The following is an 11,967-nucleotide window of genomic DNA, read 5'->3' on the forward strand; positions in this document are numbered from 1 at the left end:
GATAAATACGAGGAAAACAGTGTATCGCGTTCCCCCGCGCTTGTAGAGCACATACGTTTCAAACGATATCACGGCATTACGCTAAGGCCATGATAGTTTTATATTTTTTAAAATTGGATACTTTTGGTCACACAATATCGTACAATTGGTAATCAAAAAGTTAAATCTTATACCTTTTGGATATTAATGAAGCGGAAAAAACAGCCGATACCTTTTACGATAGGGTGTTTTTTAATGCAATTGCATTTTGCATAAATAGTGTTTGGCATAAATACTGTTTTACATTAACCGTGTTCTGAATAAACCACTTCGTTAACGTAATATTGTGAATAACCGGAATGATTACTCAGCAGATTGATGCCTTTTCCAAGGACTCCCCTGCCTGTGTTGATAGCCTGGATTTCAGCGATTGCGGTATTCGCACGTGGTTTTAACACACTGAAGTAACTCACTGGTAAAAACCATTACCAGCATTAAATAGATATAAGAAGGAGTTATACTGTGGTGATCCCAGATATTCAAATCGTGAATGCAACAACCCCGGCGACTATTCCTCCTATTGGTGCAGCAGCCAACCCAACGGTCGTTGCAGCTATCAGTGCGGGGAATAAAACAGACACATCAACAAACTCCGACTCTCAAGATATGCAGGGCTCGAACGAGAGCACTAAAATCACTCTGTCTTCTCAAAAGAAACGTGTAGCCGCAGAGGACGATACTTCCCCGCCAGAACAGGTAAAAGCACAGCAAAAAGCCGCCACCGAATACTCTCTGGCAACAACAGGGATTCCGTTGTACAACGGCAAGCTTATTTCCGTGATTAAATACCCGGATGGAAATTCTGAAATGTTTGATGCCTTTACGGGACAGCGCATCACACAAGAAGACCTGGCTCTCATCAGTGCGCTTCATCGTTCCGGTGGGGAACAGGTATTACATTTCGAGAGCAAAACATCCTATAGCAATTTATCTGCGGCTGAAGTTTATCAGCAGATTCAGGAAATGCTGCATGGTTCAGGCGATCAAGAAGAGCTAGCTTAATAAAAAATAGATGCCAAGACAATTATACTCATTACCCTGGCATTAAAGGGAAATATAACGTTATCTTATATAATGTAATATGACTACTTGATGGAAACTGGCAGATTAACGAGTATCAATAAGCGTCTCTGAAAACTCAGCTAATCTTGTCAGGCCATATTCCCAGGGACCAAACCCCGCTTCTGCATTAATGTGCCCAGCTTCACCGACATCAACCAGTTCGCTATCCCACGCATGCGCCCAGTATTGGGCGCGTGTAAAACGCATCAACGGATCGTTATGGCTGGCAACGGTCAGCGCCGGCACCAGCAGCGGCATAGCCTGAATGCGCTCGTCAATCTCAAAGCGCATAGGTTCAGCAGGCGCCACCAGCATCACGCCAGCAATCCCTTCCTGACCTTGTTGCACTACATGACAAGAAGCCAGTGCGCCAAAGCTATGGCCGATCAGAATTACGGGTTGTGTACAGACGCTAAGCTCACGATGGATCGCCAACACCCAGCGATCCAGATCGGCCTGATACCATTCTCGCTGGCGTATACGCCGCCAGTGAGGAAAACGCCGTTCCCAATGGCTTTGCCAGTGCTCGTCATCGCTGTCTCGCAACCCTGGCACCAGTACCATCGTTAGCTGCTGGCTCACTTCCGTCAGCCGCCGATCGATTTCTGTTGTCTGCACGCCCTTAACACTCCTGTCTATTACCCAGCAACGCCATCCTACCCTGTCTGGTATGTTAGCCACCGGTTACTTTAACAATCTGGCCTTACAGCTTTTTCCTTTGATTTTACCTTTCTGGAGCTGCTGCAATGCGCGTTTGGCGCTGGCTTTACGGATAGCGACATAAGCATGCAGAGGAAACATATCAATCTTCCCCACTTCTGCTGCCGTTAATCCCGCGTCACCAGTTAATGCACCGAGGATATCACCAGGGCGGATTTTCGCTTTCCTGCCCCCATCAATACACAGCGTCATCATCTCAGGTTCCAGCGTAACCTCACTGGCACGGCCAAGACTATCCGCCGATGCCCACTTAACTCTCATACCGAGATAGTCTTCTATCATATTAGCGCGGTTCATTTCCTGTGGCGTACACAGGCTGACTGCCAACCCCTGCATACCCGCACGCCCCGTTCTGCCAATGCGGTGAACATGGACTTCAGGATCGAAAGCCAGCTCAAAATTCACGACCAGCTCCAGTTCTTTGATATCGAGGCCGCGAGCCGCAACATCGGTTGCCACCAGTACACGGCAACTACGGTTAGCAAAACGCACCAGAATCTGATCGCGATCGCGCTGTTCCAGATCGCCATGTAACGCTAATACGCTAATCCCACGCATGTCCAGCGCGTCAAACACGCTCTGGCAGTCACGCTTTGTGTTACAGAACACCACACAGGACGAAGGCTGATGATGACCCAGAATAGTAATCAACAGCGGCAGGCGCTGTTCTTTAGTCGTTTCGTAGAAACATTGCTCGATAACTGACTCTTCCACATCATCTGCAATATCGAAACGTTGCGGCTGATGCTGAACGCGCGCGCTGATCTGTTCGATCTCTTCCGGGTACGTGGCAGAAAATAGCAGGGTTTGACGCTCGGACGGCGTATAGGAAATGACATCATCAATCGCGTCAGTGAAGCCCATGTCCAGCATGCGATCCGCTTCATCCAACACCAACATTTTCAGACTATCCAGAGACAGTGACTGCTTGCGTAAATGGTCCTGAATACGTCCTGGCGTTCCGACGACAATATGTGGCGCGTGAACCAGAGAGTCGAGCTGCTGGCCCAGCGGCTGACCACCGCATAGCGTAAGAATCTTAATGTTTTGCGCAAAACGTGCCAGACGACGTAGCTCTTTGCTGACCTGATCGGCCAGCTCACGCGTCGGACACAGCACCAGCGCCTGCGTGGTAAAGTCGCTCACGACAATACGATCTAACAGCCCGATGCCGAATGCCGCTGTTTTGCCACTACCGGTTTTCGCCTTGGCACGTACGTCTGCGCCGCTCAGAACGGCTGGCAGCGTCGCCGCCTGAACAGGCGTCATTTCAGTATAGCCCAGTTCATTAAGATTGGATAACTGCTCTGCAGGCAGCGAGAGGGAAGAAAAAGAGGTTGTACTCACAGTAATTACTCTACCAAGGACGAGATAACGAAAGGTGACGCCGAGCCAAAGAGCGACGCAGATATGCCGCAATCATAGCAGAGTTCGTCATTGTTGACCGATTTACCTCTTGTTCCCCCGCTAAAACAGCGAGGCGATTCCTTTGCTTACCAGAAAATGCTGCTCTTTCAGCGATAAAAGATAGTTCGCCAGCCGCCGTGCCTCACGCCGGGACGGCCTTATAATGGTCAGCATGTATTCGGCATCAATACGATAAAGCTCGGGCAAGTGCGCCACGTGCAGGCCAGCAATAACGGTAGATAACTAAATAGCGATACCCATGCGGGGGCAAATAAGCCTAAGTAGCCTTTCCTAAATAACAGGTGCGCTATTTTACGTCAACGCAACCAGACATCACTGGCCAAAAAGATAATTTACTCTGCTAACGTTTGGTCAGATAAACTTAATTATTACGTTAAAAAAATGATATTTATTCTCACAATTAATCACGTAGAGTGATCCCATCACTGAATCTGTAGAATCTTGCTGTGCAGAGCGAGCCTGAATATAAGGATAAATACCCTATGAAGAAAATCGGCTTTTTATCATTCGGCCACTGGGCACCCTCGCAGCAGTCTGGCACGCGTTCTGCGGCTGACGCATTATTGCAATCTATCGATCTTGCTGTCGCCGCTGAGGAACTGGGGGCTGACGGCGCCTATTTCAGGGTTCACCACTTTGCCCGCCAGTTGGGTTCACCTTTCCCACTGCTCTCTGCGATTGGGGCGAAAACCCAAAGCATCGAGATTGGCACCGGCGTCATCGACATGCGCTACGAAAATCCGCTGTACATGGCTGAAAACGCCAGCGCCGCCGATCTGATCTCTGGCGGACGCTTGCAGCTCGGCATCAGCCGTGGTTCGCCTGAACAGGTGATCGATGGCTGGCGCTACTTTGGCTACCAACCTACAGAAGGGGAATCGGAAGCGGACATGGCTCGGCGTCACACCGAAGTCCTGCTGGATGTACTTCGTGGGGAAGGGTTTGCAAAACCGAACCCGCAGCCAATGTTCCCGAATCCACCGGGTCTTTTGCGTCTGGAGCCCTATTCTGACGGGCTACGTGAGCGTATCTGGTGGGGCGCTGGCTCGAATGCCACGGCAGTATGGGCCGCGGAACTGGGCATGAACCTGCAAAGCTCCACGCTAAAAGACGATGAGACAGGCGAACCTTTTCATATCCAACAGGCACAGCAAATTCGCGCCTATCGGGCCGCCTGGGCTGAAGCGGGGCATACACATACGCCCCGCGTCTCTGTCAGCCGCAGTATTTTTGCCCTGATGGATCATCGCGATCGCGCCTATTTTGGCGGGAGCAGTAACGATAACGACAAAGTGGGTTTCCTGGATGAAAAAACGCGCGCAATTTTCGGGCGCAGCTATGCCGCCGAGCCGGAAGCACTCATCCAGCAGTTAAAACAGGATGAAGCCATTGCCGAAGCGGATACACTTTTGCTCACGGTGCCGAATCAACTGGGCGTGGATTACAATGTGCATGTTATCGAATCGATTCTGAAGCATGTCGCACCTGCAATGAGATGGAGAGAATAAGCCTGTGGTTTGATGCATTAAATCCTGTCCAACAGGCGTCAAACCAAAGATAACATCGTTAAAAAACGGGGGAATCGAGGGACTATTTTCACGCCTATTCCCCCGTATTTTTCAGCCTCTAAAACGGCTCAACGCTTTTTAATGCTATTTTGAAAATATAGTTTCTGGACCTCTTGAATTCCCCCCCTCACTCGGCGTAGATTTAGCGCCGATCCCGTCATAACTGGTGTGATTCTGGTGATGACAACGGGAAAGATTACCCTTCGGTGACAGAGCCGGCTGCGTAATGATTTCCTTTCATAATAAAACGCACAATCGGGATCGTTGCTGGCGTGGTTTCTGCTGGAGAATAAATCGGTGAAGTATTTTTTTATGGGTATCTCATTCTGTTTAGTCGTTTGGGTGAGTACCTTTATGCTGATGGTAGAATAACCTGTCATTTGCCCGACAATGATTGATTCGTTTAAGGGCACACACAGAGATAAAAAAGGCTGATGGTATTTATACCCTCAGCCTATTTTTATGCTTGCTAATAGTCATTCAACCAATCATTCGGTATTGGGCTGGTTATTCTCTATAAATTTAACGCGTTCATTATCACGCTGAACACACCACCTATTGCCAGCCAGGGACCAAAGGCCAGCGGTGTAGCCGTATCCTTTTTACGCAATCCGCGCCAAATAAGCGTCACGATCAGCCCGCTCAGCGCAGCCACCAAAACCAGATTTGGCAATGCCTGCCAGCCCAGCCAGGCTCCCAGAGCGGACAGTAACTTGAAATCACCGTACCCCAACGCCTCTTTGTCCGTGGCATATTTAAATCCCCAGTAAAGTAGCCACAAGGGCACATAGCCCGCCATCGCACCGACCACGGCATCACGTAATGGAACAAACGTCTCCGACAGGTTAAACAATAGCCCTATCCACAAGAGCGACAGCGTCAGCACATCCGGCAACAGCAGCGTTTTTATATCAATAACGGTCAGCACGACCAGAAAGGACAGAAGAATCAACGCGCCACACAAGGCCATGCCGGGCAGCCACAGCGCCCCCGCAACCAGAAAAGCCAGCATGGTGATGACTTCCACCAGCGGATACTGCACAGACACAGGCTGATGACAGCAACGAGAACGACCGCGTAGCCACAGCCAACTGAACAACGGGATGTTATCCTTCACCGCAATAGCCTGCTGGCAGTGTGGGCAACACGAAGGTGGCCACCATAGGTTGTAGCGCGTAGCCTGCCCGGAATCGGTTATGCCCGTTTGCAGCTCGATGTCCTGTCGCCAGCGCCGTTCCAACATAATCGGCAGGCGGTAAATCACTACGTTCAGAAAACTGCCAACAATCAATCCCAATATGCCCAGCGCACCATACCACCATGCCGGAAACACCTGCGCAAATTCCCTTAAATCGTCCACGTTAGTCCCTGATTGTTGATAAAGAAAAGAGATAAGTTTGCGGTTTATTTTTGCGGGCAGTGATACCGTAATAACAACGATCGTTTCTCTTGTAACAATGTCTCTATTACAACGATCGTCCCTATTACTACGACCATTCCTGTTACAACAGACGCCCCTGGAAATTCAGCGTCCGGGTACCTTGTTTGTCCGCTTTGCCGGTGGTCGCCAGTAATTTTTTCATGGTCACGGGTAAGTCGTTTCCGCTGCTCAGCCGCCCCGTAAAACGGTATTCACCTTTCGGGGTAACGCTGCCCTTGCCGGACAATTGCAGATGCGAGGAGGCCTGCCGCAGGTTCGCCTCAAGCGCCCCTTCCTGACAGCCTAGCGTGGCCTGAGGTGTCGCGAGCACAAGTCTCCCCAGCGGCGTTTTCACCCGAGCGCCCGGCCAGGTTATATTAGCATCCAGAGACTGGCAGCCAGAACGGTCGACCGTTGCTTCTTGTAGATTCAACTGTACGTTTCCCTCTGCACCGATTGGCACAATGAAACGCAGATGGCTGAATAAATAGTCCGCCGGCACAGTAATCCTCCATTGATAAAACTGTGGCTGTTGCCAGCCACGAATGATCCCATGTCCTTCAATGCCTTCCGGGTTTTGAAACGCAATTTCCAGCGCGGGCATAAAACCCGAGAAAGTGATGTTCCAATGCACATCGTCCAACATTAACGTGCGCCAGCTAAACCGTTGCAGGTTCCCTTGCCATAGCGTTCCGGCGGCTTCTGCGGCCACCATACCAGCCGGCAGCGGCACCGCAGTAAGCAAACGGGCAGGCGCATAGTACGCAAGGAACAGCCCATAGGCCAGAACCAGAGCGACGCCTGCGCCGATACTGGACTTAAGCCTCATCTGCCCGTTCCAACACCAGCCGGGTGACATCCACTATTCCCGGGCTTTGCTCTACTGCATTCACATCCAGCGACAGCACTTTCACGCCGCTTTGTTGTTCAAGCTCGCTAAGCCAGCGCAGCAGACTAGTAAAATCACTCTGAGCCAGCGTCACTGACGCCTGATTGCCCTGCGGCTGCAAGCGCACAACGCTCAGTCCGTAGCGCTTGGTGCTTTGGGAAATCAAAATCGGCAGGCTGACGTCTTGCTGACTATTCTCCCCCTTTGCCTGATTTCCCTGCGGAATTGATGAGGCCTGTTTCTGTATCCAGTTAACGGTCTGTTGCTCGCGGGAAATCGTGCGTTCCCACTGTTCTTCCCGCAGTTGCCAGGGCTGAAAAATAACGTAATACACGAGACAGAGCAGGAGCACCGCCGCACACACGCCCATCAGTTGGCGCTCGCGCTGGCTCATCGCCCGCCAGCGTTGCCGTAATTCATTCATTGCTGGCTCCTTAACGTTAACCGGCCTTCAACCCGATCGTTTTCCTGCCGCATCTCCCCCGCCTGTACCTGATAATACGCAGCGGCCTGCTGCTGAAATTGCTCTAATTCCTGATACGACATGGCCTGCAACGCCAGCCGGAGTTCGCCTGCCGAACCGTCGTAAGACAGCGATTGAATTTTGATTGCGCTATTTTGCGTCATGAGTTGCTGCAAAGGATTCAATTGCTCCAGCAACCCTTTCCCTACCCCACCGGCTGCCATACGTTGCAGGTGCTGCTGCATCTGCGCGCGTGGGTTAACAACGTTCGTCTCGGAAGGGAAAATCTGCCGATAGACGCGAACGCTTTCCTGCCGCCAATACTCGGCCTGCTGATAAAGCTGATAGTGCGCCCAGCCTGCTTCCACCATGACCAGTAGAAGGTAACAGGCAAAAGCGATCCCGACGCCGCGCCACGGTAGCAGCGTGTTTTGCCAGGATTTTTCCGGCGCATAGTCGCCTTGCCGCAGATCGACGGAGGCAGGTAGCTGTGCCGTTGCAGCCAACGTGAAGAGATCCGTTGCAGGTTGCGTCTTCCACTCGCCCTCCTCCTGCCAGTCGTACTGCGACAGCTCACCGCTGACCGATGCAATGCTGTAGCTGTATATCGCTGGCAGCGGCATAGACGCTTTCAGCAGATCGCCGCACCAGGAGGACTCCGCCGCCATAGCATGGCCCGTCGGCTGACGAAATAGCCACATGTCATCATGCTGCAACGCGCTCCAGCCATCCTGATGTTTCGGCAATACGCGGGCATCAGGCAATAAGGTATCGACGCAGAGCCCCAGTGCATCACACTGCGCCAGCCATTGCTGCATCCGTTTTTTTTCCGCCACGGCGACCGTACCGTCATCGCCATGAATGTCCAGCACGGCAAAATGCAGCTTTTCAATTTCCGTAGCCAGTTGGTCTTCCAGCATAAACGGCACGACTTGCGTTAGCTGACGGCGAGCCTGCCGGGGCAGCGTCAGGGCATAAAACGTCACGTCCGTTGCCGGAACCAGAACGCGAGTAAACGTCACGGACGGATACGCCGCCATCGCCTGACGAACCTGCTCTACGCTACCGCGTCCCTGACTCAGTAAATTTTCCCCATTGGGGGAACGCACCTGCCATTCAATGTCTCCTGATTCTTCCACCGGAAGACGCACAATGAGGCACGGGTGTCGAACAACCGAACCTCGATTTAATGGGACTTTCGCGGCTTTTTGCTTCCATTTTCCCGCTATTTTCATGGATTCACCGTCCTATATCCTCCATATTGCCGCTGTACGACCTGTACCTTTTGTCCACTCAGATGAAGCAAGCTGCGCTGATGAAAATCACTGTCGCCAACGCGTACCTGGAGTTTTACAAAAAACCATTCACTTTTCACCGCCAGCACTCGCTGCGCGGTATTTTTACTATTCGGGGGCAATAACCCGGTTTGTTGCAGAACCTCAAGACCGGCCCATCCCGTACGAGGCCGCTGCTGCACCAGCGTCTTCGCCTGCGACATCGTCATTTCATTCAGGAATAGAGCGGATAATAGAGGGGCATCAAATTCAGTTAATGTGTTGATATTAATCGACATCGCATCCACTGGCAGCGCACAGACATAGGGCAACAACCGACGATAGAGATCGCTGTCCATGCCATACACTGCGCGCAATTCGCTGATTTCACTCATTCTCTGATTGGCCGTACGATAAGGCGTTGGCAACGTGGCGTAGAGATCATCTTCTGCACCGTTCGCCGACGGATAATTATCCGCGTCAATCCAGTCGCGCACCGCCGCAGTGATTTTTTCTGCACGATCCGCATCTTCGCCCAGATTTTTCAATAGCAAACGGAAAACCTGCGCCGGATACGGTGTCTTCACCAATGTGCTTTCGTTATCCACTCCCTGATTGATGGCATTCACATTAAAGCAGGTACGCGCATCACTAATCTGGCCGATGATTTCCCCACCGTCCACCGGGAAACGATGCTCCGGCTGCGACCAGTTCTGTCCAACAAACGTACGTCCCGGCATATTCCGCGCGTCGCGCAGTAATATCTGCCCGCTTAGCGTTTCCGCCCCCAAGGCATACCATTTCGCCTGCTGACGACTCAAATGATTTTCGGTACGCAAAAACGCTTTACCGGTGCGTTCCGTCATCACCGAAGCAATCGTCACCATTAATGCCAGAATCAAGAGCACCACCAGCAGCGCCACGCCACGCTGATGCGACCTCATTTAACCGGCCCAGTGGTAATCAAGAACATACGCGACATTTCTCCGTAATCCCTTAAGGTCAGCACCACTTCGATCCCTTGTGGTAATTGCGTACTGTTATCCCAGTGATCACGCCAGGTTTTATTGCTGAAAAAGCGCAGGCGGAAACCGTCGACCTGCGTGAGAAGCGGTTTTACACTAGGATCGGTCCCCTCAATGGGGTCAGGCACCGCGTGAGTTAACCGTTCCAGGGTGTGTTCCCGCAGCCGGTAGGCCACAGGCTGAAGTTCAGAGCGTGGAAGTATACCAAATGGGTTCTGCCAGCCATTACGCATAAAGCTGACGCCCCAGTCATCGCTTTTTAACTGATCGCGACCAGCGTAAAATATCGAGGTGCTGCCTCTGCTGCCGCGTGCGATCATCTGGGAGAAATCGCTGTCCATTTGTGAAAAGGCGCGCTGTATTTCGGCCAGACGTTCGGCCTTACGCTGCGAAATTTCATCGTTACGCATCACGCCGTTCAGTACCTGAAACGCACTGACGCTCAGCGCGGCAAAGATAGCGATCGCCAGAATCATCTCCAGCAGCGTAAACCCCTGCTGGCGTTTCTGCCGAGCGATCTCTTTCGCCGTTCTTGTTTCGCTATATGCCCCTGTTTTACTAAACATTATTGCTTCACCACATAGGTACGCAGCGAAGCATCGGCGGCAAAGGCATCTTTATTACGCCGCACTTCCACATCCAGCACTTTGGTCTGAGGGTCGCCAGTCTCTACGCCTTGCCAGCGCCAATGCCAGCGCATGCCCGCGAACTGCGTTTCGCCTCTCATCCACGATGCTTCCGGCCAGCGCTGTTCCAGCCGCAGTTGAACCTGCTGGTTTTCCGCCACCCAGCCTGCAAACGTCTTCTCTTCCAGCCGGCTCAGACTGCTTGCCTGTCTGGCTGTCGTTTGCAACACGGCAACCCCCGCCAGCGCAAAAACGCTTAGCGCGACCAGCACTTCCACCAGCGTCATCCCTTTCTGTCGTCTCATCGTTTCTTACCCTGACTCATCGACGTCACAAATCGTCCGGTACTATCCACCTGAAGCCAATTCGAGAGCGCTTTGTCTTTAGACTTAACGAGCAGATGGAAAGGCGTGATTTCGCCGCCGGGTAAAATCAGGATATCGGGGTCGTCGCCACTCTGCGTTTTATCCACTTTTTTCCCATCGGCCTGCACTAGCTCAAGCCGAAATGCATCAGGCAGCGTTGCCGTTGCACTCACCCGATGGGGTTGCCACGGTTGCCATTTGTAGCCCTGCCAGCGATCGCCGCTCGGGATCGACATCCCTTCCGATGCAGCAGGTCGCTGGAGTTGATAAAACTGCCAGCGTTCGGGATAGATGCGAACACCCAGCATGTATTCGTTAATCTGACTGCTTTCCACGGCAAACTCTAACTGCGCCTGAAAACGAGCCAACTGCCACGCGCTATCATTCTGGCGCTCAGGAGGAAACGCCATGACCACCATGCTAGCCGCGATGCCCGCCAGTAGCACGACCAACATCATTTCCAGCAGGGTGAACCCCTGCTGCTTCCTCGTTGCCCGCTTCATTGCGCTTTGCCGTCCTTTTCCCGCCGCCATCGATAGCAACTACCTACAACCCATATGCAACAGTCACCAGTAAAGACGGGCATATCGCCCCATGTCTTTATTTTTTATCCAGATTCCAGTTGCCGATATCATCTTCCGTTCCCGGTATGCCATCTGGCCCCGGGGAGAAAATATCCAGCTTGCCGTGCTGGCCGGGGTTCAGCATCTGATATTCCGAGCCCCACGGATCCTGCGGCAGGCGGCGAATATAGCCATCTGCTGGGTAGTTACGTGGTTCCGGTTGCACCGTCGGCTTCGTCACCAGCGCCTTCAGCCCCTGCTCTGTGGACGGATAACGGTTGTTATCCAGCTTATACATGTCGAGTGCGCTTTCGAGAGACACGATATCGCTAACAGCTTTTTGCCTGTCCGCCTTTTCTTTATTCCCCATCAAATTGGGCACGATCAGACTCGCCAGTACGCCAAGAATGACGATCACCACCATAATTTCCAACAGGGTAAAACCACGTTGACCATGATTATGCTTACCATAACTACGCTGAGACTGTTGCATCCTTACTTTTCCTCATTCAATTGTTGGTTCTC

14 protein-coding genes are annotated in these 11,967 nt (G+C 52.0%); 3 read left to right on the forward strand and 11 right to left on the reverse strand.

Annotated features, from left to right (window positions below):
- Positions 1-501: 501 nt before the first annotated feature.
- Positions 502-1,041 (forward strand): hypothetical protein, encoded by a 540-nt coding sequence (locus ACKQAD_RS03735; RefSeq protein ID WP_409158904.1) that lies wholly within the window; start codon positions 502-504, stop codon positions 1,039-1,041.
- 105 nt (positions 1,042-1,146) lie between these two features.
- Here ACKQAD_RS03735 and ACKQAD_RS03740 read toward each other — a convergent pair whose 3' ends face one another.
- Both ACKQAD_RS03740 and dbpA read right to left on the reverse strand, forming a co-directional pair.
- Positions 1,147-1,719 carry an alpha/beta hydrolase gene (locus ACKQAD_RS03740; protein WP_409158905.1) on the reverse strand — a complete coding sequence of 191 codons (573 nt, stop codon included), beginning with the start codon at positions 1,717-1,719 and terminating at the stop codon, positions 1,147-1,149.
- Positions 1,720-1,785: 66 nt separating this feature from the next.
- On the reverse strand, positions 1,786-3,168 hold the full coding sequence (gene dbpA / locus ACKQAD_RS03745; protein WP_409158906.1) for an ATP-dependent RNA helicase DbpA: 1,383 nt from the start codon (positions 3,166-3,168) through the stop codon (positions 1,786-1,788).
- Positions 3,169-3,731: 563 nt separating this feature from the next.
- Between dbpA and ACKQAD_RS03750 the strand changes: the two genes are divergently transcribed.
- Both ACKQAD_RS03750 and ypdK read left to right on the forward strand, forming a co-directional pair.
- The gene (locus ACKQAD_RS03750; protein WP_409158907.1) at positions 3,732-4,757 is read left to right on the forward strand and encodes an LLM class flavin-dependent oxidoreductase; all 1,026 of its coding nucleotides are present in this window, start codon (positions 3,732-3,734) and stop codon (positions 4,755-4,757) included.
- Positions 4,758-5,114: 357 nt separating this feature from the next.
- Positions 5,115-5,189 (forward strand): membrane protein YpdK, encoded by a 75-nt coding sequence (ypdK, locus tag ACKQAD_RS03755; protein ID WP_099606229.1) that lies wholly within the window; start codon positions 5,115-5,117, stop codon positions 5,187-5,189.
- Positions 5,190-5,331: 142 nt separating this feature from the next.
- Here ypdK and ACKQAD_RS03760 read toward each other — a convergent pair whose 3' ends face one another.
- From ACKQAD_RS03760 to gspG, 9 genes are all read right to left on the reverse strand, one after another.
- A complete protein-coding gene (locus ACKQAD_RS03760; protein WP_409158908.1) occupies positions 5,332-6,177 on the reverse strand; it encodes a prepilin peptidase in 846 nt (281 codons plus the stop codon).
- Between the two features lie 142 nt (positions 6,178-6,319).
- Complete coding sequence (locus tag ACKQAD_RS03765) at positions 6,320-7,066, reverse strand: type II secretion system protein N (RefSeq protein WP_409158909.1); 747 nt, start codon at positions 7,064-7,066, stop codon at positions 6,320-6,322.
- On the reverse strand, positions 7,056-7,550 hold the full coding sequence (locus ACKQAD_RS03770; RefSeq protein WP_409158910.1) for a type II secretion system protein M: 495 nt from the start codon (positions 7,548-7,550) through the stop codon (positions 7,056-7,058). Before ACKQAD_RS03770 ends, ACKQAD_RS03765 begins: the two co-directional genes overlap by 11 nt.
- Positions 7,547-8,824 carry a type II secretion system protein GspL gene (gspL, locus tag ACKQAD_RS03775; protein WP_409158911.1) on the reverse strand — a complete coding sequence of 426 codons (1,278 nt, stop codon included), beginning with the start codon at positions 8,822-8,824 and terminating at the stop codon, positions 7,547-7,549. Before gspL ends, ACKQAD_RS03770 begins: the two co-directional genes overlap by 4 nt.
- Positions 8,821-9,807, reverse strand: a complete 987-nt coding sequence (gene gspK, locus ACKQAD_RS03780) for a type II secretion system minor pseudopilin GspK (protein ID WP_409158912.1) — start codon at positions 9,805-9,807, stop codon at positions 8,821-8,823. Before gspK ends, gspL begins: the two co-directional genes overlap by 4 nt.
- The gene (gene gspJ, locus ACKQAD_RS03785; protein ID WP_409158913.1) at positions 9,804-10,454 is read right to left on the reverse strand and encodes a type II secretion system minor pseudopilin GspJ; all 651 of its coding nucleotides are present in this window, start codon (positions 10,452-10,454) and stop codon (positions 9,804-9,806) included. Before gspJ ends, gspK begins: the two co-directional genes overlap by 4 nt.
- Positions 10,454-10,819, reverse strand: coding sequence for a type II secretion system minor pseudopilin GspI (gene gspI / locus ACKQAD_RS03790; RefSeq protein ID WP_409158914.1), 366 nt, complete (start codon positions 10,817-10,819; stop codon positions 10,454-10,456). Before gspI ends, gspJ begins: the two co-directional genes overlap by 1 nt.
- On the reverse strand, positions 10,816-11,382 hold the full coding sequence (gspH, locus tag ACKQAD_RS03795) for a type II secretion system minor pseudopilin GspH (protein ID WP_409158915.1): 567 nt from the start codon (positions 11,380-11,382) through the stop codon (positions 10,816-10,818). The genes gspI and gspH overlap by 4 nt, the downstream gene beginning before the upstream one ends.
- 97 nt (positions 11,383-11,479) lie before the next feature.
- Complete coding sequence (gspG, locus tag ACKQAD_RS03800; RefSeq protein ID WP_409158916.1) at positions 11,480-11,935, reverse strand: type II secretion system major pseudopilin GspG; 456 nt, start codon at positions 11,933-11,935, stop codon at positions 11,480-11,482.
- Positions 11,936-11,967: the final 32 nt, after the last annotated feature.

The organism is Pectobacterium artocarpous, from assembly GCF_046159765.1.
GTDB lineage: Bacteria > Pseudomonadota > Gammaproteobacteria > Enterobacterales > Enterobacteriaceae > Pectobacterium.